This window comes from Sphingopyxis sp. 2PD (assembly GCF_005503695.1).
Taxonomy (GTDB): domain Bacteria; phylum Pseudomonadota; class Alphaproteobacteria; order Sphingomonadales; family Sphingomonadaceae; genus Sphingopyxis.
Genome location: NZ_SCMU01000020.1, coordinates 1 through 25661, shown reverse-complemented (window position 1 = coordinate 25661; position 25661 = coordinate 1). Strand labels below are relative to the sequence as shown.

General features: G+C 64.0%; 24 protein-coding genes and 1 tRNA gene. 14 read left to right on the top strand and 11 right to left on the bottom strand.

Annotated features, from left to right (window positions below):
* Positions 1 to 5: 5 nt before the first annotated feature.
* The 5 genes from FFS18_RS12875 to FFS18_RS12855 all read left to right on the top strand — a co-directional run bounded on the left by FFS18_RS12875 (position 6) and on the right by FFS18_RS12855 (position 5494).
* Positions 6 to 1397, top strand: a complete 1392-nt coding sequence (locus FFS18_RS12875; protein WP_137871129.1) for a glutamine synthetase family protein — start codon at positions 6 to 8, stop codon at positions 1395 to 1397.
* A gap of 91 nt (positions 1398 to 1488) precedes the next feature.
* Positions 1489 to 2595 carry an ABC transporter substrate-binding protein gene (locus FFS18_RS12870; RefSeq protein ID WP_137871128.1) on the top strand — a complete coding sequence of 369 codons (1107 nt, stop codon included), beginning with the start codon at positions 1489 to 1491 and terminating at the stop codon, positions 2593 to 2595.
* Between the two features lie 18 nt (positions 2596 to 2613).
* The gene (locus FFS18_RS12865; protein WP_137871127.1) at positions 2614 to 3519 is read left to right on the top strand and encodes an ABC transporter permease; all 906 of its coding nucleotides are present in this window, start codon (positions 2614 to 2616) and stop codon (positions 3517 to 3519) included.
* Positions 3519 to 4361, top strand: coding sequence for an ABC transporter permease (locus FFS18_RS12860; RefSeq protein ID WP_137871126.1), 843 nt, complete (start codon positions 3519 to 3521; stop codon positions 4359 to 4361). Before FFS18_RS12865 ends, FFS18_RS12860 begins: the two co-directional genes overlap by 1 nt.
* Before the next feature lie 2 nt (positions 4362 to 4363).
* Positions 4364 to 5494: an ABC transporter ATP-binding protein gene (locus FFS18_RS12855; RefSeq protein ID WP_137871125.1), complete on the top strand. Its 1131-nt coding sequence runs from the start codon at positions 4364 to 4366 to the stop codon at positions 5492 to 5494.
* Positions 5495 to 5593: 99 nt separating this feature from the next.
* Here the strand turns inward: FFS18_RS12855 and FFS18_RS12850 are convergent, their stop codons facing one another.
* The 9 genes from FFS18_RS12850 to FFS18_RS12810 form a co-directional block, all read right to left on the bottom strand.
* Positions 5594 to 6532 (bottom strand): DUF808 domain-containing protein, encoded by a 939-nt coding sequence (locus FFS18_RS12850; protein WP_120216594.1) that lies wholly within the window; start codon positions 6530 to 6532, stop codon positions 5594 to 5596.
* 128 nt (positions 6533 to 6660) lie between these two features.
* Positions 6661 to 8034, bottom strand: a complete 1374-nt coding sequence (locus FFS18_RS12845) for an aspartate aminotransferase family protein (RefSeq protein ID WP_137871124.1) — start codon at positions 8032 to 8034, stop codon at positions 6661 to 6663.
* A 203-nt stretch (positions 8035 to 8237) separates the two neighbouring features.
* Positions 8238 to 8978, bottom strand: coding sequence for a gamma-glutamyl-gamma-aminobutyrate hydrolase family protein (locus FFS18_RS12840; RefSeq protein WP_137871123.1), 741 nt, complete (start codon positions 8976 to 8978; stop codon positions 8238 to 8240).
* Between the two features lie 83 nt (positions 8979 to 9061).
* A tRNA-Arg gene (locus tag FFS18_RS12835) sits at positions 9062 to 9138 on the bottom strand.
* A 44-nt stretch (positions 9139 to 9182) separates the two neighbouring features.
* Positions 9183 to 9710 (bottom strand): DUF1254 domain-containing protein, encoded by a 528-nt coding sequence (locus tag FFS18_RS12830; RefSeq protein ID WP_137871122.1) that lies wholly within the window; start codon positions 9708 to 9710, stop codon positions 9183 to 9185.
* Position 9711: 1 nt separating this feature from the next.
* On the bottom strand, positions 9712 to 10287 hold the full coding sequence (locus FFS18_RS12825; RefSeq protein ID WP_137871121.1) for a DUF1214 domain-containing protein: 576 nt from the start codon (positions 10285 to 10287) through the stop codon (positions 9712 to 9714).
* A gap of 98 nt (positions 10288 to 10385) precedes the next feature.
* Positions 10386 to 13046 (bottom strand): pyruvate, phosphate dikinase, encoded by a 2661-nt coding sequence (gene ppdK / locus FFS18_RS12820; protein ID WP_137871120.1) that lies wholly within the window; start codon positions 13044 to 13046, stop codon positions 10386 to 10388.
* 112 nt (positions 13047 to 13158) lie between these two features.
* A complete protein-coding gene (glyS, locus tag FFS18_RS12815) occupies positions 13159 to 15240 on the bottom strand; it encodes a glycine--tRNA ligase subunit beta (RefSeq protein WP_137871119.1) in 2082 nt (693 codons plus the stop codon).
* 136 nt (positions 15241 to 15376) lie between these two features.
* Positions 15377 to 16258, bottom strand: coding sequence for a glycine--tRNA ligase subunit alpha (locus tag FFS18_RS12810; protein WP_137871150.1), 882 nt, complete (start codon positions 16256 to 16258; stop codon positions 15377 to 15379).
* 252 nt (positions 16259 to 16510) lie between these two features.
* Between FFS18_RS12810 and FFS18_RS12805 the strand changes: the two genes are divergently transcribed.
* The 8 genes from FFS18_RS12805 (at position 16511) to FFS18_RS12770 (ending at position 22068) form a co-directional block, all read left to right on the top strand.
* Positions 16511 to 16726 carry a helix-turn-helix transcriptional regulator gene (locus tag FFS18_RS12805; RefSeq protein ID WP_120216601.1) on the top strand — a complete coding sequence of 72 codons (216 nt, stop codon included), beginning with the start codon at positions 16511 to 16513 and terminating at the stop codon, positions 16724 to 16726.
* Positions 16713 to 17333 (top strand): hypothetical protein, encoded by a 621-nt coding sequence (locus FFS18_RS12800; protein ID WP_249340397.1) that lies wholly within the window; start codon positions 16713 to 16715, stop codon positions 17331 to 17333. The genes FFS18_RS12805 and FFS18_RS12800 overlap by 14 nt, the downstream gene beginning before the upstream one ends.
* Positions 17334 to 17400: 67 nt before the next feature.
* On the top strand, positions 17401 to 18345 hold the full coding sequence (locus tag FFS18_RS12795) for a TraB/GumN family protein (RefSeq protein WP_137871118.1): 945 nt from the start codon (positions 17401 to 17403) through the stop codon (positions 18343 to 18345).
* 53 nt (positions 18346 to 18398) lie between these two features.
* Complete coding sequence (locus FFS18_RS12790) at positions 18399 to 19241, top strand: TraB/GumN family protein (protein ID WP_249340396.1); 843 nt, start codon at positions 18399 to 18401, stop codon at positions 19239 to 19241.
* Positions 19242 to 19540: 299 nt separating this feature from the next.
* Positions 19541 to 20173: a 50S ribosomal protein L25/general stress protein Ctc gene (locus tag FFS18_RS12785; RefSeq protein ID WP_137871117.1), complete on the top strand. Its 633-nt coding sequence runs from the start codon at positions 19541 to 19543 to the stop codon at positions 20171 to 20173.
* A 67-nt stretch (positions 20174 to 20240) separates the two neighbouring features.
* Positions 20241 to 20810, top strand: coding sequence for an aminoacyl-tRNA hydrolase (pth, locus tag FFS18_RS12780; protein WP_137871147.1), 570 nt, complete (start codon positions 20241 to 20243; stop codon positions 20808 to 20810).
* Positions 20780 to 21316, top strand: a complete 537-nt coding sequence (locus tag FFS18_RS12775; protein WP_249340395.1) for a P-loop NTPase family protein — start codon at positions 20780 to 20782, stop codon at positions 21314 to 21316. The genes pth and FFS18_RS12775 overlap by 31 nt, the downstream gene beginning before the upstream one ends.
* Positions 21317 to 21828: 512 nt before the next feature.
* Complete coding sequence (locus FFS18_RS12770) at positions 21829 to 22068, top strand: hypothetical protein (protein WP_137871116.1); 240 nt, start codon at positions 21829 to 21831, stop codon at positions 22066 to 22068.
* 31 nt (positions 22069 to 22099) lie between these two features.
* Here FFS18_RS12770 and ychF read toward each other — a convergent pair whose 3' ends face one another.
* A complete protein-coding gene (gene ychF / locus FFS18_RS12765) occupies positions 22100 to 23197 on the bottom strand; it encodes a redox-regulated ATPase YchF (protein ID WP_137871115.1) in 1098 nt (365 codons plus the stop codon).
* A gap of 143 nt (positions 23198 to 23340) precedes the next feature.
* On the opposite strand from ychF, the gene FFS18_RS12760 reads away from it, so the two are divergent.
* A complete protein-coding gene (locus FFS18_RS12760; protein ID WP_137871114.1) occupies positions 23341 to 23994 on the top strand; it encodes a CAP domain-containing protein in 654 nt (217 codons plus the stop codon).
* 43 nt (positions 23995 to 24037) lie between these two features.
* On the opposite strand, the gene FFS18_RS12755 is transcribed toward FFS18_RS12760, so the two are convergent.
* Positions 24038 to 25661 (bottom strand): PhoX family protein (locus FFS18_RS12755; protein ID WP_137871113.1); only part of this gene is annotated, 1624 nt, incomplete at its 5' end.

Below are 25661 nucleotides of genomic sequence, written 5' to 3'. Positions count from 1 at the left end.
GGGCGATGTCGAAATCATCGGGCGTAGTGGCGCCGCGGTCGGAGGCGGAAGCTTTTTTCAAGGCCAACCCTGACGTCGATTCGATCGAGATGATCTATACCGACATGGGCGGCGTGCCGCGCGGTAAGCGCCTGCGCCGGCATGAGGTGCTGGCGGTGTACGAAAGTGGGCGGATGTTCCCCGGATCGATCACCGTCGTCGATATCACCGGGCAGGACACCGTCGAAACCGGGCTGGTGTGGGAGGATGGTGACGCCGACCGCTCGATGAAGCCGATCCCCGGCACCCTCGTCCGCACTCCGTGGGGCGGCGATCATGCCGCGCAGTTCCTCGTCGATTTCTACGAGCTTGACGGCACTCCGCACGACCTCGATCCGCGTCATGTCCTTGGCCGCGTGATCGACCGCTTTACTGCCGACGGGCTGACTCCGGTGCTTGCGGTCGAGCTGGAGTTCTACCTCGTCGATCCGCGCCGCGCGCGCGATGGCACGGTCCGCCCTGCCCGCCCCGGCTACAGCCGCGACACGCCGCGCAATGTCGAAGTCTATGGCCTGCGCGAGCTCGACGATTTTCGCCCCTTCTTCGACGCGCTCTATGCTGCGACCGACGCGCAGGACATCCCGCTTGAAAGCGCGATATCCGAATTCGCCCCCGGTCAGTTCGAGCTGACCTTGCGCCACAAGCCGGACGCGCTGCGCGCCTGCGACGATGCGATCATGTACAAACGGCTGGTCAAGGCGGTGGCGCAGCAGCACGGCCTCGAAGCCACTTTCATGGCCAAGCCCTTCGCCGATCAGGCGGGCAGCGGGATGCACATCCATGTGTCGGTGAACGACGACAACGGCACCAACATTTTCGCCAGCGACGATCCCGAAGGCACCCCGGCACTGCGCCACGCGATCGGCGGGATGATCGGCACCGTCGGCGACGGCTTTGCGCTCTTTGCCCCGCACGCGAACAGTTATCGCCGGTTCAAGGCGAACAGCTATGCCCCGGTCGCGCCGACCTGGGGCGTCAACAACCGCACTGTGTCGTTCCGCATCCCCGCCGGCCCGCCGCCGAGCCGTCATGTCGAGCATCGCGCCTGCGGCGCCGACGCCAACCCCTATCTCGCGGTCGCCGCCGTGCTGGCGGGCATGCACCACGGCATGACGACGAAGGCCGATCCCGGCGCCGCGGTCGTCGGCAACGGTTACGATCGCGACAACAGCGGCGACGACAAGCCCCCGTCGAACTGGTTTGCCGCCGTTGATCGTTTCCACGCCTCGACACTGATGCGCGATTATCTCGGCGACCGTTTCGTCGACATGTTCAGCATCGTCAAACGCGTCGAGCAGGATAATTATTTCAGCGTTGTCCCGACGCTCGATTACGATTGGTACCTGCGCAACGCATGAAAGTTTCACGAAATCTTGGTGCAGCGCAAAAAACCTCTTCCCAAGCGCGCTCGATTGAGTCAGCTTGACGTCACAGACAGGGAGGCTCGCGATGGATTTCAACGAACTGATCAAACAGACCCGCGGGCGCCGCTCGCTGCTTCAGGCGATGGGCGCCGCCGCGATCGGGATCAGCTTCGGCGGCCTCGCCGCGTGCAGCAAGGGCGAAGGCAAGAAGCTCGCGAATGGCGAGGAAGCCAAGCTCAACTTTTACAACTGGGACACCTATATCGGCGAGACGACGCTCGACGATTTCAAGGAAGCGTCGGGCGTCGAGGTCAAGATGGACCTGTTCGACAGCAACGATGTGCTGTTCGCGAAATTCAAGGCCGGGAACCCCGGTTACGACGTCATCGTGCCCTCGAACGACTTTGTCGAACGCATGGCGCAGGCGGACATGTTGCAGGCGCTCGACCATGGCGCGATCCCCAACATGAAGAATATCGACCCAACCTTCATCGACGTCGATTATGATCAGGGCCGCAAATTCTCGATGCCCTACACCTGGCTCGCGCTCGGGATCGGCTATCGCAAGTCGAAGGTGAAGGCGAAGCCCGACAGCTGGAAGGTGCTGTTCGACAGCCCCGAATATGCCGGCCGCATCGCCTGGCTGTCCGAAGCCGGCGACATGTTCCGCCTCTACGGCAAATATCTCGGCAAATCGGTCAACGCGCTGACTCCGGCCGACATCGCGACGATCGAGGCGATGATGATCAAGCAGAAGCCCAATGTGAAGAATTTCCACGTCGACGATGGACAGGATCTACTGCTCAAGGGCGATATCGATCTGGTGCTCGAATATAATGGCGACATCGCGCAGGCGATGACCGAGGACGACAACATCGATTTCATCGTGCCCAACGAAGGCAGCCAGCTCAATTCGGATAATCTGTGCATCCCGAAGGGCGCGCCGCATCCGAAGAACGCCCACGCCTTCATCAACTATCTGCTCGACGGTGAGGTCGGCAAGAAGATCACCGAAACGATCCTTTACCCGACCCCCAATGCCGCAGCAAAGGCGCTGATGCCCGACAGTTACAAGAACAACCCGGTCATCTATCCGCCCGCCGACGTGCTGGCGAAGTGCGAATATGCCAAGTTCAATCCGACCTTGCAGCCGCTGTATGAGGAAGCCTTCACGCGGGTACGGGCGGCATAGTCGAGAAAGGCTCGGGGGGTGGCCGAACAGGATTGGAAGACGAGCAAACGGACCTTCGCGGCGGTATCGCTGCCAACCCTGTTCTGGGTGGTCGTTTTCTTCCTGATCCCGATGGCCATCGTCTGGCTCTACAGTTTCGGTGAAAATCGCGGCCTGACCGAGATCGAGTTTTCGGGCACGCTCGAAAATTACAAGCGCGCCACCGAGTGGCTGTACCTGACCATCTTCGGCAAGAGCTTCGCGGTCGCGGCGCTCGTCACGCTGATCTGCCTGATCGTCGGCTTTCCGGTCGCGATGGCGATTACCTTTGCCAGCGAGAAATGGCGGCCGTGGCTGCTGCTCGGCATCATGCTGCCCTTCTGGACCAATCTCCTCATCCGCACCTATGCGCTGATGATGCTGCTCGGCACGCAGGGGTTCGCGAACAAGGGGATGGGGGCGCTGTGGGAAGGGACGAGCTGGATCAAGACGCTTGTCGGGCTGCAACCGCTGCCGACGTGGGAGCCGGTGCAGCTGCTGTTCAACAATTTCGCGGTCGTCTTCGGGCTCGTCTATGTCCATCTGCCCTTCATGGTGCTGCCGCTCTACGCTGCGCTCGACCGGCTCGACCGCAGCCTGATCGAGGCAAGCCTCGACCTCGGCGCCGGGCATTTCCGCACCATCATGCGCATCGTCGTCCCGCTGGCCGCGCCCGGCATTATCGCCGGGGTGATGATCACGCTGATTCCTGCGCTCGGGGCGTACCTGACCCCCGACCTGATGGGCGGCACCGACAGCCAGATGATCGCCAACGTCATCGAACGGCAGTTCAAGAAAGCCAATGACTGGCCGTTCGGCGCCGCGCTGTCCTTCCTGCTCATCTACGCGATGTTCATCCTGATCGCGATCCAGTCGATGCGCAAAAAAGTGCCGGAGGTTCGCTGATGGCCCTGTTCGCACGCGCACCGATTGCCCCGCTCGAATATAGCCGCACCCTGTGGATGCGGCTTTGGGTCGGCGCGGTGATGGTCTTTCTCTACGCGCCGCTGGTCGTGCTGATGATCTTCAGCTTCAACGACAGCAAGCGCAACGTCGTGTGGCGCGGCTTCACCACCAAATATTATGAAAAGGCGCTGGGTAATGACCAGCTGGTCGAGGCGCTGATCAATTCGCTGACCATCGCGGCGCTGGCAACGCTGGCCAGCCTCGTTCTCGGGACGCTAGCCGCGGTGATGCTGTGGCGCTTTCGTTTCCCGTGGAAGGGTGCGATCGATGGCACGATCTCGCTGCCGATCATCGTTCCCGAAATCTGTCTTGGCGTCGCGTTCCTGATGTTCTTTGCCGCGGTGGGTTGGCCGACCGATCTCGTCTGGCCGTTCAACCTCGGCGCGATCACGATCGCGCATATCACTTTCTGCTTTCCCTTCGTGACAATGGTCGTCCGCTCGCGGCTCGCAACCTTCAATCGCGAGCAGGAGGAGGCGGCCAAGGACCTCGGCGCCAGCGAGGCGCAGGTGTTCCGCGACGTGCTGATCCCGCATATCAAGCCCGCGCTTGTCGCGGGCGCGCTTCTCGCCTTCACATTAAGCCTCGACGATTTCGTCATCACCTATTTCACCAGCGGCCCGGACACGATCACCTTTCCGGTGAAGGTCTATTCGATGGTCCGCTTCTCGGTAACGCCCGAGGTCAATGCGGCGTCGACTCTGCTCATCATCCTGACCGTCATCCTGACCTTCATCGCGCTCAAGGCCCAAGGCGTGAAAGCTATTGCGGAAACCCACTGACCATGACCGAACCCGCCAAACCGATCATCCAGATCCAGAATGTCTCGAAACGCTTTGGCAAGGTCACCGCGGTCGACAATGTCAGCCTCGACATCAACGCCGGGGAGTTTTTCGTCCTGCTTGGCCCGTCGGGCTGCGGCAAGACGACGCTGCTGCGGATGATCGCCGGTTTCGAGCTGCCGACGGAAGGGCGCATCCTGATCGACGGACAGGATATGGCGGGCATCCCGCCGAACAAGCGCCCGGTGAACATGGTGTTCCAAAGCTATGCGGTGTTCCCCCACATGAGCGTCGCCGACAATGTCGCTTACGGGCTGAAGATCGCCGGGGTAAAAGGCGGCGAGGTCAAGGACCGCGTCGCCGAGGCGCTCGAACTCGTCAAACTCGGCGGCTTTGGCGAGCGGATGCCCGACCAGATGTCGGGCGGCCAGCGCCAGCGCGTCGCGCTCGCGCGCAGCCTGGTGATGCGCCCCAAGGTGCTGCTGCTCGACGAACCCCTCTCGGCACTCGACGCGAAGCTCCGCGCGCAGATGCAGTTTGAGCTGTCAGAATTGCAGGAAAAGGTCGGCATCACCTTTGTGACCGTGACCCACGACCAGGACGAGGCGCTGTCGATGGCGTGCCGCATCGGGGTGATCAACAAGGGTGAGGTGGCACAACTCGCAACCCCGTCCGATCTCTACGAATATCCATCGAACCGTTTCGTCGCCGATTTCGTCGGTTCGGTGAATATCTTTGAGGGCAAACTGACCCTTGACGAGCCCGACAAGGCCGCGGTCGACTGTCCAGGGGTCGGCAAGATTTACCTCAACCATGGCGTCACCGGCCCGCACGGCGCCGATGTATGGATCGCCCTGCGCCCCGAGAAAATCTATCTGCACGTCCCCGGCGAGGGTAAAGCCGTCAAAGCCGCGGCGCAGGACGCCCCGGACGGGTACAATTTCGCGCGCGGCAAGATCAAAGGGATGAGCTACCTCGGCGACATCACCCTGTTCGAAATCGAGCTCGACGACGGAGCGCGCATCCGCGTCTCGCGGCCCAATTTGTCGCGCCACGACCAGGAAGATTTCACCTGGGACGACCGGGTGAGCATGCACTGGCGCGCCGACAGTCCGGTGGTGTTGCTGGGGTAATTTCTTTGCTCGTCACCCCGGCGAAGGCCGGGGTCTCGACATATCATTACGACGCCACGGCGAGATCCCGGCCTTCGCCGGGATGACGAAGTAAGGCTGTCAATGCGCGGCTTTCTTCCCCGGCACCAGATGCAGCACCGCGACGATCAGCCCGCCCAACAACAATCCGAACACCCCGGCCCCGCCGGCGTTTATCAGCCACTCCCAGAACCCGGCACCGGGGAGACCGCCCGCCACCGCATGCGCAAAATCATGCAGGCCATGGCCAAGATTGCCGATATGATATTGATCCAGCCCGTGCAGGAATATCTGCCCGCCGACCCACAGCATCGCGGCGGTGCCGACGATTGCCAGCGTCGCAAGCAGCTTGGGCATGAAATTCACCAGCCCACGGCCGATCGCGCGCCGGGCCGTCGAACCGGCTTTGGCCATATGCAGGCCGATGTCGTCCATTTTCACGATCAGCCCGACGACGCCATACACGGCGATCGTGATCGCGATCGCCACGACGATCAGCGTTGCAGCGCGCATCGCGAACGGCTCGGTCAGCACTTCATTGAGCGCGATTACCATGATTTCGGCTGACAGGATGAAGTCGGTCCGGATCGCGCCCTTGACCATGGTTTCTTCATGGTTCGGATCGACAACCTCGGCAGCCTCTTCGGCAAGGCTGTGCTTCTTTGCGGCAAAGCTGTGCCACACCTTCTCGGCGCCCTCGAAACACAGATAGGCGCCGCCGACCATCAGTAGCGGTGTGATCGCCCATTGTGCCACCGCGGATAGCAGCAGCAGCGCCGGCAGGATCAGCACCAGCTTGTTGAACATCGAGCCCTTGGCGATCCGCCAGATGATCGGCAGTTCGCGGTTGGGCTGGAACCCCGTGACGTAGCGCGGGGTGACCGCGGCATCGTCGACCACCACGCCCGCGGCCTTGACGCCCGCCTTCGACGCCGCGGCGCCAATATCATCGATGCTCGCCGCCGCCACTTTCGCGATCGTGGCGACATCGTCGAGCAGGGCAAAAAGGCCTGAAGGCATAGGGTGTCGGTCTTTCGTCTATTCGGTGAAGGCGTTCATCATCCCTCTAGCCGTTCGTGTCGAGCGAAGTCGAGACACGATAAGTTTGCGCTCGACTTCCCTCGACACGAACGGAACTCGAGAACGCGCTAGAGCGCCCGCAGCTTGGGCAGCACCTCATCCAGCGATTCGCGGATGATGGCAACCATATCGTCGATCTGCTCGGTCGAAATCACCAGCGGCGGGCACATCACCAAACTGTCGCGGATGCCGCGCACCATCAAGCCGTTCGCAATACACGCATCGCGCGTCATCGGCCCCGCGGTGCCCTCGGCCCCGCCGAACCGCGCCCGCGTCGCCTTGTCGGCGACAATCTCGATCGCTCCGAGCAGCCCGATCGAGCGCGCCTCGCCGACAAGCGGATGGTCGTTCAGGGTCGCGAGTGCCTTCGCCAGATGCGGGCCGGTGACGCTGCCGGTGCGCTCGACCAGCCCCTCGCGCTCGATAATCTCGATATTCTTGAGCGCGACAGCCGCCGCAACCGGATGGCCCGAATAGGTGAAGCCGTGCACGAAATCGCCGCCGGTCTTCAGCACCTCAACGACGTGCGCCGCGACCGCGGTCGCTGAAATCGGCAGGTAACCCGACGACAGCCCCTTCGCCATCGGCATCAGGTCGGGGGTGAAGCCCATCGTCTCATGCCCCCACATCTTCCCCGTACGCCCGAAGCCGCAGATGACCTCGTCGGCGACGATCAGCAAACCATATTTGCGCGCCACCGCCTCGACCTTCGGCCAATAGCCCTTGGGCGGGATGATCACCCCGCCCGCACCCTGCACCGGCTCGCCGATGAAGGCGGCGCAATTTTCGGGTCCGACCTCCAGAATCTTGTCCTCGATCGCCTGTACGCAGGCGTCGCAGAACGCCTCCTCGCTCATCCCCTGCCCTTCGTTAAAGGCATAGGGCTGGCGGACATGTTCGACCCCGGCGATCGGCAGGTCGCCTTGCGCGTGCATAGCCTTCATGCCGCCCAGCGAGACGCCCGCGACGGTCGAGCCATGATAGGCGTTCCAGCGGCTGATAAAGATGGTGCGCTTCGGCTCGCCCTTCAGCTTCCAATAGTGGCGCACCATGCGAAACACCGTGTCGTTCGCCTCGCTGCCCGAGGCGTTGAAAAACACGTGCGGCAGGCGATTGCCGGTGAGCGAGGCGATCTTTGCCGCCAGCGTCACTGTCGGCGGCGTCGCGGTCTTGAAGAAGGTGTTGTAGAACGGCAGCTCACGCATCTGCGCTGCCGCCGCCTCGACCAGTTCCTCGCGGCCATAGCCGACATTGACGCACCACAGCCCCGCCATCCCGTCGAGGATGCGGTGGCCGTCGCCGTCGTGGATGTAACAGCCCTCGGCATGGGTGATGATGCGGCTGCCGCCAAGTTTTTCGATCTCGGCCCAGTCGGCCTGGGCGGGCAAGTGGTGCGCGACGTCGAGGCGCTTGAGTTCGGCGATGTCGTGATTGCGGGGCATGTTTTTGTTCCTGAAATACCCCTCCCTTCCAGGGAGGGGCTAGGGGTGGGTACGCGCAAAGCGCGTCCTGAGGGCGAGAGGGCAGAAGTTCGCCTGCGGCTCACCCCACCCCCAAACCCTCCCGCAGGCGGGAGGGGAATCCCCCGATCAGGGCGAAAAGCTGATGCGCGCGAGGTAGCGATCGTAGCGGGTGACGCGGCGGTTCATAATTCGCCTCTTAACGCGCGGCCGAGCAGGCGGAAATAGGTCTGACTGTCGGCATTGTCGTCGGTCGCCCATTCTGGATGCCACTGCACCGCGAGCAGCGGCGCGCCGTTCGGGCGGGCGCTATAGGCCTCGACCAGCCCGTCAGGCGCGCGCGCTTCGACCCGCAAACCGTCCGCGAGTTCACCGACGCCTTGATAATGGACCGAATTGACGTCGATCGACGCCTTGCCGTAAGCGGCGGCAAGCAGGCCGTCGTCGGCCAGCTCGACCGCGTGCCGATGCTCGAACATACCGTCGAAACTGACGCCGTCGGGCGCATGATGCGTCAGCAGATCCTCGCTCGCCGACGTATCGCGGCGCAGCGTGCCGCCCAGCGCGACATTGATTTCCTGAAACCCCCGGCAAATACCGAACAGCGGCCGCTGCGCCGCGATGACCGCGTCGACCAGCTCGATCATCATCCGGTCACGGTCAGGATCGAACGGCCCCTCGCCCGCCCCCGCATCGCCATAGCGCGCCGGCTCGACATTCGACGGGGTTCCGGTCAGCAGCACCCCGTCTAGCCGCCCCACAACCTCGTCGGCGCGCATGAAATCGGGGAGCGAGGGAATGATCAATGCCGCGCAGTCGGCATATTGCATCGCCGCGGTCGCATAGCGGTTCATCACCGCCTGCGCCGTCTCGACCCCGACGGTGCGGTTGCAGGCGATAATACCAAGGACGGGACGCGCGACCATACCGTCTTGCTGCCGATTTTCGCCGCGCGAGGCCAGCGGAATCTTCCGCGCTCTGCTGCAGGATGAAGGGCGATGGTGGGAAATGGCGCACCCGGAACGATTCGAACGTCCGACCCCCAGATTCGTAGTCTGGTGCTCTATCCAGCTGAGCTACGGGTGCGTGGAGAGGCGCCTTTAAGGGGCGCGGCGCAGGGGCGCAACCCCCTATTTCAGCTTTGTGACCGTCGCACAGGTCGATTGACGCCGGACCGCGTTCAGGCCGCCGATTTCCTTGGGATCTTTCAAAAGCAGACGAACGAGCGCGATACCGCGATCATGGGTCGTGCGGACCACTTCGGCGCCCGCCGGCACCGCCTGCCCATCGCGCGCCACGACGATTCGGAACGGCTTGCCCTGTGCTTCGACATCGTTGCGCACAAAGATGACATCGGTCGCGGCATCAAAGATGCTCAGCGAGCTGTAGCGACCGGGAACGGGGGTGACGTCGATCGCCAGCGGTCCCCCCGACAGATCGTAAGGACAACTGGAATAAGCAAGATCCGGGCTGGGCCGCACGACCGGCTGGCGCGCGGGGGTTGCCAAATTGCCGTGCGACATCGTGTTGATCCCGCCCTGCCCCAGCCGCTCCATCGCGACGTTCATCAGGCCATAGGGGATCGCGCCGATTGCCGCCCACGTGGAGACCGCGGCAAGGATAAGGCCAAAGGCGAGCGGACCGAGCCAGTTGCGCATCTCAGCAGCCCTCCTTCACGATTTTCGGCAGCGCCGCTTTCGCCGGGTCGGCACGAAACGCCGCCCCGGGATTGTACATGCGCAGGGTTAACTGGAACGGTTCGCCCTTGATCCCGGGCAACCAGGCCGCATCGGCGGGTTTGTCAGGCGAAATGACGACGCGCCACGCGCCCTTCGCATCGAGTGCGACATTGGCGCCGTTGACCGACCAGACCCCCGCCGGATTATCAACCAGATAGCCCGTATCGTTATAGACCGTCACGCTCCACCACCGCGCATCGAGCGGGGTACCCGACAGGCTGTAACGGCAATTGCCGTCAAGCGGCGCGCCGCTCGCGTCGGTTTTCGCCATCCAGTAGATCGTTTCCCTGGCGGGCAGCGCGAGCAGCCCCGAGCGCGCGACCATCGCGCGCGTCAGCGGATCGGTCGCCTTTGTCCCATAGCCAAGCGAAGTCGTCCACGGGCCGTTCCTGATTGCGCCGTCGCCAAGGCCGCCGTTGGTCAGCGCCCAGGCCGCGCCGAGCCCCACCGCCAATCCGCCTAACAGGGTGATCGTATAGCGGTGCCAGCTTTTCATGCGCGCGTTCCCCCTGCCCCCGACCGTAGCCCTGAGCCTGTCGAAGGGCGCTTCACCGAGATGCGCCCTTCGACAGGCTCAGGGCTCCGGTGATGATATCAGCCCCTCTTTAACGCCGCCTGGGCTGCCGCCAGGCGTGCGATCGGCACACGGTAGGGCGAGGCGCTGACATAGTCGAGGCCGGTTTTCTCGCAGAAATGGATGCTCGGCGCGTCGCCGCCATGCTCGCCGCAAATGCCGAGCTTGACGTTCGGGCGCGTCGCACGTCCACGATCGGCCGCGATCTCGATCAGCTGCCCGACGCCCTCGACATCGAGGCTGACGAACGGGTCGGTCAGGAAGATGCCCTTGTCGACATATTGCGTCAGGAAGCGGCCAGCGTCGTCGCGGCTGATGCCGATCGTCGTCTGGGTAAGATCGTTGGTACCGAAGCTGAAGAACTCGGCGCTCTCGGCGATCTCGCCCGCCATCAGCGCGGCGCGTGGCAGTTCGATCATCGTCCCGACAAGATAGGCGATCTCACGCCCCTTCTCGGCGAACACCGCCTTCGCCTGCGCGTCGACGACCGCCTTCATGAGGTCGAATTCGCGGCGCGTCGCGACGAGCGGGATCATCACCTCGGGGATCGGCGCGGCGCCGGTGGTCGCGGCGACGTCGCACGCGGCCTCGAAAATTGCGCGCGCCTGCATCTCGTAGATTTCGGGGTAGGTGACACCCAGGCGGCAACCGCGATGGCCGAGCATCGGGTTGAATTCATGCAGCTCGTTCGCCCGCGCCTTCAATGCCTCGATACCCACGCCCGCAGCAGCGGCGACGTCGGAAAAATCCTCTTCGCGCGTCGGCAGGAATTCGTGGAGCGGCGGGTCGAGCAGACGGATCGTCACCGGCAGCCCCGCCATCACCCCGAAGATCGCGGCAAAATCGCCGCGCTGTTCGGGGAGCAGCTTGGCGAGCGCGGCGCGGCGGCCGTCCTCGCTGTCGGCGAGGATCATCTCGCGCACCGCGGTGATGCGCGCGGCGTCGAAGAACATATGCTCGGTGCGGCACAGCCCGATGCCCTCGGCGCCGAAATCGCGCGCAACCTGTGCGTCCGCCGGGGTTTCGGCGTTGGCGCGCACCTTCATCCGGCGCACCTTGTCGGCCCAGCCCATCAGCGTGCCGAAATCGCCGACGAGTTCGGGGAGCAGTGTCGGCACCTCGCCCGCCATCACTTCGCCGGTCGAACCGTCGAGCGTCAATATGTCGCCTTCGCGCAGCTCGCGCCCGCCGACGCGCAGCACGCGCGCATTGCCGTCGATCGAAAGCCCGCCGGCGCCCGAGACGCAGGGGCGCCCCATGCCGCGCGCGACCACCGCCGCATGGCTCGTCATCCCGCCGCGCGCGGTCAAAATGCCCTTCGCGGCGTGCATGCCGTGGATGTCCTCGGGGCTGGTTTCGACGCGGACGAGGATCACCGCCTCGCCCATTTCGGCCGCCTTTTCCGCATCGTCAGCGGTGAACATGATCTTGCCCGACGCCGCGCCGGGGCTGGCAGGCAGCCCCTTGGTCAGCACGTCGCGCGGCGCCTTGGGATCGAGTGTCGGGTGGAGCAGCTGGTCGAGCGCGCCGGGATCGACACGGCCGACGGCTTCCTCTTCCGAAATCAGCCCCTCAGCCGCCATTTCGACCGCGATGCGCAGCGCCGCCTTCGCGGTGCGCTTGCCCGAACGCGTTTGCAACATCCACAGCGTCCCGCGTTCGACGGTGAACTCGATATCCTGCATGTCGCGGTAATGCGTCTCAAGTGTGTCAAAGACGCGGCCGAGTTCCTCGAAGGTCTCCGGCATCGCCTCTTCCATCGACAGCGGCTTGGCACCCGCCTTTTCGCGCGCGGCGAGCGTCAGATATTGCGGCGTGCGGATGCCCGCGACGACGTCCTCGCCCTGCGCATTGATCAGCCATTCGCCGTACCAGGCGCGCTCGCCCGTCGCGGGGTCGCGCGTGAAGGCCACGCCGGTCGCCGACGTGTCGCCCATATTGCCGAACACCATCGCCTGCACATTGACCGCGGTGCCCCATTCGGCGGGGATCGAATTGAGGCGGCGATAGACTTTCGCGCGGTCGCTTTCCCAGCTCGCGAAGACCGCGCCGACCGCGCCCCACAGCTGATCCTTCGGCTCTTGCGGGAAAGGCGCGCCAGTCTCGCGCTCGACGATCGCCTGATATTGCTTGACCAGCGCCTGCCAGTCTTCAGCCGACATTTCGGTATCGAGATAGAAGCCCTTGTCTTCCTTTGCGATTTCCAGCGCTTCCTCGAACTCGGCATGGTCCAGCCCCATGACGACGTCGGCGTACATCTGGACAAAGCGGCGATAGCTGTCCCACGCGAAACGCGGGTCGCCCGAAGCTTCGGACAGGCCGACGACGGTCCGGTCGTTGAGCCCGAGATTGAGAACGGTGTCCATCATCCCCGGCATCGACACGCGCGCGCCCGAACGGACCGAGACGAGCAGCGGGTCGGCGGGGTCGCCGAACTTCTTGCCGGTGATTCCTTCGATATGCGCGATGCCCGCGGCGACATCCTCGACGAGGCCCGCCGGATATTGCTCGCCATTGGCGTAATAGGCGGTGCAGACGTCGGTGGTGATCGTAAAGCCCGGCGGGACCGGCAGGCCGATCGAGGCCATTTCGGCCAGGTTCGACCCCTTGCCACCCAGCAATTCCTTCGAACGCTCGGCCGTCGTGGCCGCGCCGCCGAACAAATGCACCATCTTCGTCATCATATGCTCCTGCTGCCCCGGGGAGGAGGTTGCGGCTGGATAGGGTTGAGAAGTCCTGTCGTCGATTCAGATTTACTTCGCGCGATATAAGAAGCGGCGCATAGCCGCAGCGTCAGCCCTCGATCTTCGAAAAATCAGCGACGCCATGCACCGCGCCGGTAAATCGGGCGAGCAGCCCGAGCCGATAGGCGCGGACCGCTTCGTCGGGGTCGTTGACCATCACGCCATCGAAAAACGCATCGATCGGCGCGCGCAGCGACGCGAGCGCGGCCATGGCGTCGGTGAAGCGCTCCTCGGCGACCGCGGCGGAGGCGGCGGGTTCGGCGGTGTCGAGCGCGGCAAGCAAGGCGGCGTCCGCGTCGGTCGGCGGCGTCGCAGCGCCGTTGCCGCTCACCTCGCCCGCCTGCTTCAGGATGTTCGCCGCGCGCTTGTAGCCCGCCAGCAGATTGGTGCCGTCTTCGGTCGCCAAGAATGCTTGCAAATCGCGAGCGCGAGTTTCCGTGCGATCAAGCCGAGTGTCATCTCGACTGTTCCATTCGCGCGAAGCTTGCACCACATCTGCCGACACGCCAGTTTCACGCAATTGAACTGCCAAACGCTCCGTCAAGAAGTCCGGAATCGTTGTCAGAATTTTGCGATCGGCGATCTCCTTTTCGCTCAATCGGGCAGTCGGATCGCTTTGGCCAAGCCATTGCGTCGCAGCAGCGTCAGTCGACAGCTTCAGCCCGTTTTGCAAAATTAGACGCAGGGAAGAAATGCCTGCACGCCTGAGAGCGAACGGGTCCTTCGATCCTGTCGGGAACATATCTTCACGGAAGAAACCAAAAAGCGTATCCAGCTTATCCGCCAACGCCACAGCCACCGTCACCGGCGCGGTAGGAACATCATCGCCCTGCCCGACCGGCTTGTAATGATCGCGGATCGCGTCAGCGACCGCGTCGGGCAGGCCTTCGGCGCGGGCGTAGTAGCCGCCCATCAGGCCTTGGAGTTCGGGGAATTCGCCAACCATTTCGGTAACGAGATCGGCCTTCGCCAGTTCCGCGGCCTGCCGCGCCAGCGCGGGGTCGCAGTTCGGGACGATGCCTTCGCTTGCAAGCCATTCGGCGAGCTTCGCGACGCGTTCGACCTTGTCGGCGACGGTGCCCAGCTTTTCGTGAAATGTGATGTTCGCCAGTTTCTCGGCATGCTGCGCGAGCGCTTTCTTCTGATCCTGTTCCCAGAAGAAGCGGGCATCCGACAATCGCGCCGCGAGCACCTTTCGGTTGCCCGCGACGATCTCTGCGCCGCCATCCCTCGCGTCGATATTCGCGGTGCAGACGAAGCCGTTCGCAAGCTTGCCGTCGGCGCCGTTCACGACGAAGTATTTCTGGTTCACGCGCGCGGTGAGCTGGATGACCTCGGGCGGCACTTCGAGGAACGCTTCGTCGAAGCGGCCGAGCAACGGCACCGGCCATTCGGTGAGACCGGCATTCTCGATCACCAGCCCCTCGTCCTCGACGAGGCTCAACCCGGCATCGGCCGCGGCCTTGGCGGCGCCGTCGCGAATGATCGCCTGCCGCTCCTCATGGTCGACGATGACATGGCACGCGCGCAATTTCTCGGCATAGTCCGATGCCGAACCGATGGTGATCTCGCCCGGACAATGGAAGCGGTGGCCGCGCGTTGCGAAACCGGCCTCGACGCCGGCTATCTTGCAGGGAACCAGCTCTTCGCCAAAAATAGCGACGATACCGGACAGCGGACGCACCCAGCGGGCGCTTTCGCTGCTCGCGCTTTCCTTGCCCCATCGCATCGACTTGGGCCACGGCATATGCCGAACGATATGCGCGATCGTATCGGTAAGGACATGAGACGTGGGGCGGCCGGGCTTGTCGATCACGGCGAACCAGACGCCGTCGCGGTCTTCGAGCTGATCCTGCGTCAGGCCGGTCTTGCGGAGGAAGCCTTCGAGCGCCTGCGGCGGCGCGCTGCTGCGCGGGCCTTTGAGTTCCTCGCTGACCGCAGCGGTCGCCTCGGGCAGGCCCTTGGCGATCAGCGCGAGCCGGCGCGGCGTCGACCAGATGGTGAGGTCGCCCGCTTCGAGACCCGCGGCGCTAAGTTGCGCGCGGAACAGCTTTTCGAGTTCGGCGCGCGCGCCGGCCTGCATCCGGGCCGGAATTTCCTCGCTGCGCAGTTCGAGAAGAAAGTCGGTCACAGCAAATCCTCCGAACCCCAAACCCCGCTCGCATCGAGCGAAGTCGAGGTGCCCCAGAGGATAGCGCTAGACCGCTGCGTGTCTCGACTTCGCTCGACACGAACGGAGAAGAGGGCGGCGAAACAACGATCGGCCATCACAGCGTCCACCCCGGATATTTTTCGGTCCAGCGCTCGGACTGGCTGTCGATCCACGCCTTGCAGCTGCCCTTCGCGAGGTCGCGGACGCGCGCCATGTAGTTGGCGCGTTCCTGCACGCTGATGACGCCGCGCGCCTGAAGTAGGTTGAACAGGTGGCTCGCCTCGATCGCCTGATCATAGGCGGCCAAAGGCACATTCGCCGCGATCGCGCGCTGGCATTCGGCCTCGGCGGCCTTGAAGCCGGCGAATAAGGTGTCGGTATCGGCAACCTCGAAATTCCATTTCGAGAATTGACGCTCGTTTTCAAGGAACACGTCGCCATAGCTCACCGCCGCGACATCGCCGACCGCGTCCGAAAAACGCAGGTCGTACACATTGTCGACATTCTGGATATACATGGCGAGGCGTTCGAGGCCGTAGGTGAGCTCGCCCGCGACGGGCTTGCAGTCGAAGCCCCCCATCTGCTGAAAATAGGTGAACTGGGTGACTTCCATTCCGTCGCACCAGACTTCCCAGCCCAGCCCCCACGCGCCGAGCGTCGGCGATTCCCAGTCGTCCTCGACAAAGCGGATGTCGTGGAGCAGCGGGTCGATGCCGATCGCGGCGAGCGAGCCGAGATACTGCTCCTGCAGGTCGGCGGGCGACGGCTTCAGGATGACCTGATACTGGTAATAATGCTGGAGCCGGTTCGGGTTCTCGCCATAGCGGCCATCGGTCGGGCGGCGGCTCGGCTGGACATAGGCGACGTTCCACGGCACGGGGCCGAGCGAACGCAAGGTAGTCGCCGGGTGGAACGTCCCTGCCCCGACCCGCATGTCATAGGGCTGCAAGATCGCGCAGCCGCGCGCGCTCCAATAATTGTGGAGCGTCAGGATCATGTCCTGAAAGCTTAAGGGTTTCGTCTCCGCCGCGTCGGCCACTGTCCGCTCTTTCGCAGGTGCAACAACTGCTGCCGCCCTTGGCGCAGCGGGGTCGCAGGGTCAAGGGCGACGGGCGCGCGGATGTCGGCGAAAGTGCCGCGTAATGCGACATCCGACGGCGAATGTAAGCTGTTGTTGACACAGTCAGCGAATCATGTCATTTAGTCAATAACACCTGACATACGGTCAGGGACGCATGACGGATTGCCGATGAACAACCAGCTGAAGGTGCTGCGCGCGATGCGGAACTGGAGCCAGGCCGAACTGGCCGACCGGCTCGACGTATCGCGGCAGGCGGTCAACGCGATCGAAACGGGGAAATACGACCCGTCGCTGCCGCTCGCATTCAAGCTGGCGCGGCTGTTCGCGATGCCGATCGAGGAAATTTTCGACGATGGCCATGAGGGACAAGATGATGGACATTGAACCGCAAAAGCGCCGCGCGCCCAGCATGGTCTGGCCGATCGCGATCGGCCTCGGCACCGCGATGCTGGCGGGCGGCTTTGCCGGTTACAATCAGGCGGCGGCCGAAAATGGCGATGCCGTGCTGGCCCCCTGGATCGGTCCCGTCGTCGCGATCCTGATCGGCGGTCTTGCATTCGCCTATTACGTCCGCCGCTACGCCGACTGGTTCCGCAGCTGGTCGCCGCGCAAGCGCCTGTACTGGGTCAGCCTGACCCTGTCGGGAGCGCTGGGCTTCGTCGCGGCCATGGTGATGCAATCGGGGACGAACGGACCCGAGGGATTGTTCAGCAATGCCGCGTTGACACCGACGGTTGCGATCGGCCTGTCGGTGATGTGGGTGGTCGGTCTGACGATCGCGCTGGTCCTCTATCACCGCACGGTCGATGACCATGAGCGGCGGGCCTATCATTTGGGCGGGCTTGCCGGCTTTTACGCCTTTGTTTTCCCCTGCCCCGTCTGGTGGGTGCTGTGGCGCGCCGATCTGGCGCCCCCGGTCGAGGCGATGCCGCTGTTCGCCCTGTCGCTGACCGCCAATGCACTATTCTATTTCTGGTTCAAGTTTCGCTGACCCTTTTCGCTCTCCCCTTCCCCATCACATCCGGTCATAAGGGCCAATAATGAAAGGATATTCCCCCGTGAAAAAATGGTTCAAGACGCTCGCCGCCACCTGCGCCGTCATCCCCTTCGCGCAATGCGCCGTGCTGCCCGGCGGCAATGTCGCCATCGCCGCCGAACCCGCACCGGTTGCCGCCGCCGCGACCGCGCTGACCGATGCCGACCCCGCGCTGTGGGTGGTCAAGGATGAGGACACGACGATCTATCTGTTCGGCACCGTCCATGTGCTGAAGCCCGGCCTCAGCTGGTTCGACGAAGCGGTAAAGGACGCGTTCGACAAATCGGACGAGATGATGCTGGAAATCGTCATGCCCGAGGACCAGAATGCGGTCGCCAGGACAATGATGCCGCTGGCGATGGACCAGAGCGGCAAGACCATCCCGTCGCGCCTGACCGCCGACCAGCTCAAGGCTTATCAGGCGGCGATCGTCAGTGTCGGCCTGCCCGCCAATGCGTTCGATACCTTCGAACCCTGGTTCCCGGCGATGACGCTGTCGGTGTTGCCGCTGACCAAGCTTGGCTACGACCCCGAACAGGGGGCCGAAAAGCTGCTCACCAAATTTGCCAAGGCCGATGCGAAGCCGGTATCGGGCCTCGAAACGCTCGAAGAACAGCTCGGCTTCTTCGACCAGCTGCCCGACACCCAACAGGTCGCATTCCTGAATACCGTGGTCCGAGATATGGATAAGCTGGGGCCGATGCTCGACAAGATGGTCGCGCTGTGGGCCAAGGGCGATCCCGACGGGCTGGCGGTCGCGATGAACGAAAGCATGGCGGCGACCCCCGAACTCGCCAAGACGCTGCTCTATGATCGCAACGCGCGCTGGGCCGACCAGATCAAGACGCGGCTCGACAAGCCGGGCACGGTGTTCATCGCGGTCGGCGCGGGACATCTGGCGGGCGAAAAGAGCGTGCAGGATTATCTGAAGGCACAGGGGCTGACCGCGACGCGGGTCGAATATTGAGCCCTGCCGCGCCTCTGTCCCGACATTGGGGTCGCCGCGTTGCGGCGGCCCTTTTGCCGTTGCTGCTGGCGGGATGCGCCCCTGCCGACCCGGCGCCGAAGGCAAAGCCGGCAATGTGGCTGGTCGCGGATGCCGATACCCGAATTTACATGCTCGGCACGATGCACGCGCTGCCCCGCGGGACCGACTGGGATGACGGCGCGGTCGGGCAAGCGATTGCGTCGGCCGACGAGCTGATCATGGAATTATCGCCGCGCGAACTGGCGGCGGCGGGCACCATGTTCCAGAGGCTGGCGCCGCGCGCCGCGTCCCTGCCAATCGAAGCGCGGCTTTCCGGCGCAGCGCTTGCGCGCTACCGCGCGCTCGAAGCGAGCGGCGGCTCGTTCGGCGGCGAAAAGCTCGACGATTGGGCGATCATGATCCTGATCGGACAGCGCGCCGCGCGCGCCGCCGACCTGTCACCCGCCGCGGGGGTCGAAAAGGGACTGACCGAAATTTTCGCAGCCGCGGACAAGCCGATCCGCGGGCTGGAATCGGCGCAGAGCCAGCTGATGCTGTTCGAAAATCTCGACGCATCGACCCAGCGCGCCTTGCTGACCCGCGCCGCGACCGGCGCGGACGGGGCGGTGGGCAAGATCAACGCGCTGACCGCCGCGTGGGGTAGCGGCGACGTCGATGGGCTTGAACAGATGATCAACGCCGACGTCGATACCGTCCCCGCGGCACGCAAGGCGATCATCACCGACCGCAACCGGCGCTGGACGGTCTGGGCGAAACGTCGGATGGCGCAGCCGGGCACGGTGCTGATGGCGGTCGGCACGGGGCATCTGGTGGGAGCGGATGGTGTCCCGGCGATGCTGGGGGCAGAGGGGATGACGGTGACGCGGGTGCAGTGAGGTGGCGGGCCCGGCAGCGTCCGCTTTTGGGGTGGATTCCCGACCATCTCCTACCTCCGTTCGTGTCGAGCGAAGTCGAGACACGCCGAAGGCTCACGCCAAGCCACGCGTATCTCGACTTCGCTCGATACGAACGGGGACTGGATCGAAGGCCGCAATCGGTCGATACCCGCCGTCCACTGCTTGCCGATCCTACCCGCGCTTGCATTTCCCGCGCTTCCCCGCTAAGCGCCGCCGCTTCCGTCCATGGTCATCCCTGGAGGCGTGGCGGACTGTGTAATCTGTTTCGGAGAAAAATGATGAGCGACCAGCTGGTGCTGTCGGCCGAGACGCGTGATCGGGAAGGCAAGGGAGCCTCGCGTGAACTGCGTCGCGAAGGCCGTGTCCCCGCCGTTGTCTATGGCGGCAAAGAAGAACCCCTGATGATCCACGTCGAAGAAAAGCTGCTGATGAAGCAGCTGATGACGGGTCACTTCATGAACTCGGTCGTCATGATCGACGTCGGCGGCAAGCAGATCCGCACGCTGCCCAAGGACGTCGCGTTTCATCCGGTCAAGGATCGCCCGATCCACGCCGACTTCCTGCGCATCGCCAAGGACGCCACCGTCCAGGTCGCGGTGCCGGTCGTGTTCCAGAACGAAGAAGCCTCGCCGGGCCTGAAGCGCGGCGGCGTGCTGAACATCGTTCGCCACGAACTCGAACTGGTGTGCGATGCGGACAAGATTCCCGACAACATCGAAATCGACGTCACCGGTTTCGACGTCGGCGACTCGATCCACATCAGCAACGTCACCCTGCCCAAGGGCGTGGAAAGCGCGATCACCGACCGCGACTTCACCATCGCCACCATCGTCGCCCCGTCGGCGCTGAAATCCAGCGACGGTGACACGACGAAGGATGAAGGCGAAGCTGCCGAAGGCGACGAAGCCTAAGCATTTCGGATGCGCCCCTCCCCCAAGCGGGAGGGGCGTTTCCACCAGACCCGGGAAAGGCAGTATGATGCAGCTCTGGGTCGGCCTCGGCAATCCCGGGCCCCAATATGCGATGCACCGCCACAATGTCGGCTTCATGGCCGCCGATGTCATCGCCGATGTTCATGGCTTTGCCGCCCCGGTGAAGAAATTCCAGGGCTGGATCCAGGACGGGCGCATCGGATCGACGCGCATCCATCTGCTTAAACCCGGTACCTTCATGAACGAAAGCGGACGCAGCGTGCGCGCCGCGATGGATTTCTATAAACTCGACACGCCCGACGTGACCGTTTTTTACGACGAGCTCGACCTGATCCCGATGCAGGTGAAGGTCAAACGCGGCGGCGGCGCGGCGGGCCACAACGGCATCCGCAGCATGATCCAGCATATCGGCGAGGATTTCCGCCGCGTCCGCATCGGCATCGGTCATCCCGGCCACAAGGACCGCGTCACCGGCCATGTGCTGGGCAATTATCACAAGAGCGAGATGGAGCCGCTGATCGACCTGCTCGGCGCGATCGCCGCCGAGGCGTCATGGTTGGCCGAGGGCAATGACGTGCGCTTTCAGTGCGATCTGGCGCTGCGGTTGCAGGCCTGACGATCGTGCAGCGCGTGCTGATCATCGGTCCCTGCGGCGCCGGGAAATCGACGCTGGCCGCCGATCTGGGCCAGTTGCTCGAGCTACCGGTCTTTCACATGGACCAGCTCAACTGGCGTCCGGGCTGGGTCGAAAGCAGCAAGGACGAGATCCGCGCCCGGCTAGCCACCATCACCGGCGAGGATCGGTGGTTGATCGACGGCAATTATGGCGGGACGCTCGATGCGCGACTGGCGCGCGCCGACACCGTCGTCTATCTCGATTTTCCGATCCGGTTGTGCGCTTCGCGCGTGCTGCGCCGGATCTGGACCTATCGCGGGCGCAGCCGTCCCGACATGACCGAAGGCTGCCCCGAACGCTTCGATCTGGCATTCTTCCTTTATCTGCTTGCATGGAACAGCGGGCCGCGGCCGCGTACCGAAGAAAAGCTGCGCGATTATCACGGAAAGCTGGTGCGGCTCAAAAATCCGCGCGCACTGCAAGAATGGCGTGCCTCGCTGGGCTAAAGGACAGCCTGACCATGGTTAGGCGTTGCGGCAAATTTCAGGCATGATCGGCTCTGAAAAGGATTCTGCCATGCCCACGCCTGCCCGTCCCAACCGCCGCGAACTCATCGCGGGAGCGGCCACGACCCGGTATGTGCCGCCTATCGAGGGAACCAAAATCGGATCGCCATTGGGCTGACCTTTCCCGACCTTTGGAATATGTACCACTAACGCGAGCGGCCGATGGCGTACAAAAGCCCATCCCCTTCAGGGGAGGGGCAACGAAGACTTGGCAGCTTGCTGCCTAGTCGTAGTGGGGTGGGGCCAGCGGCCTTGGGTAAGGCCGATGGCCCCACCCGCTGCGACTAACGAACAAGTTCGTAAGTCTCGCTGCCCTCCCCTGAAGGGGAGGGTGTGGTTTTGCCGCTACCCCCACCTCATGACCCCGCAGACGACATTCCGCTGAAGGTCTGTTACACTCATCGCGTGCTGTTGGCGCCGGTCGCGGAAAAATCGTGAGGGAGCATGGCGAGATGATCGAGAGTTTTGGAGCATTGGTCGGCTGGACCCATCATGATGCGGGCGATCGCATCATGCTCCGGCTGGAAAGCGTGCAATCCTCCGAAGCCGCCAGGAAGCACGACCCCGATCTGTTTCGGTTCGCCATGACCAAGCAGCAAGCGGCGATCCTCGGCAATTATCTGGTGCGGCTGTCGGGGCAGCCGCCGGTCATTCCGCAAAAGCGGGGCTGGTTTCGTCGTCACTTCGGCTGACGGCGACGCATGGCGCGACGCCGTCTTCGGATCAGCTATGCAGGAAATGCATCACGTCGCCGTCGTGGACGACATAGGCCTTGCCCTCGGCGCGCAGCTTGCCGGCTTCGCGCGCCTTCGCTTCGCCGCCCAGCGTGACATAATCGTCATAGGCGATCGTTTCAGCGCGGATGAAGCCTTTCTGGAAATCGCTGTGGATCTCGCCGGCGGCTTCGGGGGCGGTCGCGCCCTGATGTACGGTCCACGCGCGCGCTTCCTGCGGGCCGACGGTGAAGAAGGTGATCAGGTGAAGCAGCTCGTACCCGGCGCGGATGACGCGCGCGAGGCCGGTTTCGTGCAGGCCCATCTCTTCGAGGAACTCGAGCCGGTCGGCCATGTCCATCGTGACGAGCTCGCTTTCGATCGCCGCTGACACGACGACCGCCTGCGCGCCTTCCGCGGCGGCCTTTGTGAATACCTTTTCGGAGAAGGCATTGCCGTTCGCCGCGCTGCCCTCGTCGACGTTGCAGACATAGAGCACGGGTTTCGAGGTCAGCAGCTGCGCAGTGCGCAGCACCCGGGCTTCTTCGTCATCCTTCGGTTCGGTCAGCCGCGCGGGCTTGCCTTCGCGCAGCAACTCCAGCGCCTGGCCCAGCACCGACGCGGCAATCTTGGCTTCCTTGTCGCCCTGCGCCGCTTTCTTGGCAAAGGCCGGGACACGCTTTTCCAGGCTCTCGAGGTCGGCGAGCAGCAGCTCGGTCTCGACCGTTTCGGCATCGGCGACCGGATCGACCTTGTTCTCGACATGCTGGATGTCGTCATCCTCGAAACAACGCAGCACATGGACGATCGCGTCGACTTCGCGGATGTTGCCGAGGAACTGGTTGCCCAGTCCTTCGCCCTTCGACGCGCCACGGACCAGTCCGGCGATGTCGACGAAGGCAAGCTGGGTCGCGATGATCTTCTTGCTGCTGGCGATCGCGGCCAGCTTTTCCAGCCGGTCGTCGGGGACCGCGACATTGCCGATATTCGGCTCGATCGTGCAAAAGGGATAGTTGGCCGCCTGCGCCGCTGCCGTTTCGGTCAGCGCGTTGAACAGGGTGGACTTGCCGACGTTGGGTAGTCCGACGATGCCGCATTTGAAACCCATAAAAACTCCGTGTGACCGGCGCGCTGATGATGGGCGCGTCGGGGTTGCAGCGCCCCTAGCGCCAAGTCGCCCGCGATGCCAGCTTTTGACGCGTCAGATTGTCGTTGCGAACGGTTCAGCCTTGCGGCTTTATCGCGGGCGCCATGATGACAATATCTCGATGGGGCGCTGCCGCGCTGGTGCTGGGGCTTGGTGCGGTTGCCGCGAGCGCTGCCCCCAGCCGTTTCGAAGCCGGCGTACTTGCCGAGCTCAATCGCTTTCGCAGCGATCCCGCGGGCTACACCGATGTCCTGCGCGATTATCGCGAGCGCTTCGATGGCCGGCTGTTGCTTGCCAACGACGACAGCGAAATCGACATCATGACCAACGAGGGCGTCGCCGCGGTCGACGAAGCCATCCGCGACCTGCGCCGCGAAAAGCCGCTGCCGCGTTTGCAGCAGAGCGACCTGCTGGCCGCCGCCGCCGCCGATCATGTCGCGGTTCAGTCGCGATCGGGGGCGGTCGGCCACTATACGCGCGGGCGCGGCCCCGGTGAACGGATGAAGGCGCGCGGTGGCGGTCCTTACGTCAATGAAGTCATCACCTATGGTCACCACAGCCCGGCGGGGGTGGTCCAGCAATTGCTGATCGACGACGGGGTGCCCGGCCGCGGGCATCGCCACAGCCTGCTGCGCGCAACGCACCGTTATGCCGGGGTCGCCTGCGGGACGCATCGGGTGCATCGCACCATGTGCGTGACACTGATGTCGCAGACGCCCGACGGATCGCCGCCGCCGCCCCCCAAGCGTACGCCATAACGCGAGGCCCGCCTGCCCGCGAAGGACAGACGGGCCTGTGCGTCTATGCGCCGACCGGCTGGTTGTCGGTGCGGCGCACGACGATCGTCGACGACCGCGGCTGCTGACCCGCCACCGGCCAGTTGCCCGTCGGATGCTGGATGTTGACGAAGAAGGTGCGTAGGTCCGGCGTGTAGGTGAGACCCGTAATTTCGCAGCCCAGCGGGCCGACGAGGAAGCGCTTCGACAGTTTCGTCACTTGGTCGACATGGAACATCGCATTGTGCCCGAACGCCTGATCGATCGAACGGCCCGTGACGCCTGAATTGCCCGGGACGCTATGATCGGTCTGTACCCAAAGCCGTCCTTGCGGATCGATGGCGATGCCGTCGGGGCTGGAGAAGGTGTCACCGTTGATGTTGCCGGTCAGGTTGCTGCCCCCCGCCGCCAGCGACGGATCGCCCGCGAGCAGGAAGATTTCCCAGCGGAAGCTGGTCGCCAGCGGCGAATTGCCCTGTTCGCTGAACTTGATGATGTGGCCGTGCAGGTTGGTCGTGCGCGGGTTCATCGGGTTGGTTACGCGGCGGCCGCTGTTGTTGGTCAGCGTCACGAACACCGCGCTGTTGTCGGGCGCGACGGTGATCCACTCGGGGCGGTCCATCACGGTGCCGCCCGCGACGCGCGCCGCCGATTTGCAGTTGATCAGCACGTCGGCCTGGCTGTTGAAATTGACCGTAGTCGGCGCGGGCGGGGTGCTGCTCTGGCTCGTGTTGCCGGGATCGGACGCGCCCGCGGTCAGCCCGTTCTGCCCCACCACCAGCGCGCGCCACTCGCCGGTGCCATCGCCGTTGAAACGCGCCACGTACAGCGTCCCTGAATCGAGCAGGTCGGTGTTCGCGGCACGGTTTGTGGCACTGTAGGCGCGATCGGGGACGAACTTATAGATGCACCCCGGGGTGGAATCGTCGCCCATGTAAAAGGCCGTACGGCGGTCGCTGTTTTCCAGGAACGCGACGTTTTCATGATCGAAGCGGCCCATTGCGGTGCGTTTGGTCGGCTCCGCCAGCTCGCGGCGCGGGTCGATTTCGATCACCCAGCCATAGCCGTTGGCGGGCTGCGTCGGGTCAAGATAATTGTCGGTCGTTTCCTCGCAGGTCAGGTACGTGCCCCACGGCGTGCGCCCGCTCGCGCAATTGTTGAGCATGCCCTTGATCGGACCCGCGACGACGCCCGCGGCGGGGCCGCCGACGCGGTAGCTGCTGTTGCCGGTATAGCGGCGGTTATAGGTCGATCCCGACTGCACGGCCCAGCGACCGTCGCTGCCCTTGGCGATCTCGACGACGCTGATCCCGACCGCCGACAGCGCGATCGCCTTCTGGTCGGCGGTCGCGGTCGCGGCATTGTAGCTGCCGGACATCAGGATGTTGAAATCGGGATATTCATGGTTGATCGCCAACAGGCCGCGGTTGTTGGCATCGACCCCCGGAAAGGCGAAATATTCCATCCCGTCATGATTGCCGCCGGCCCATTTCTCGGCGATCGCCGGGGTCGGGAAACTGCCGGTGTAGGGGGCGCCGCTTTCGACTGAATCGCCGGCCTTCAGCAGCACGTCGACGGTGTAACCCGCAGGCACGGTGACCGCGTCATTCTGGTTCGCGGCGACCGCGGCAAAGGTGACGGCATAGCTG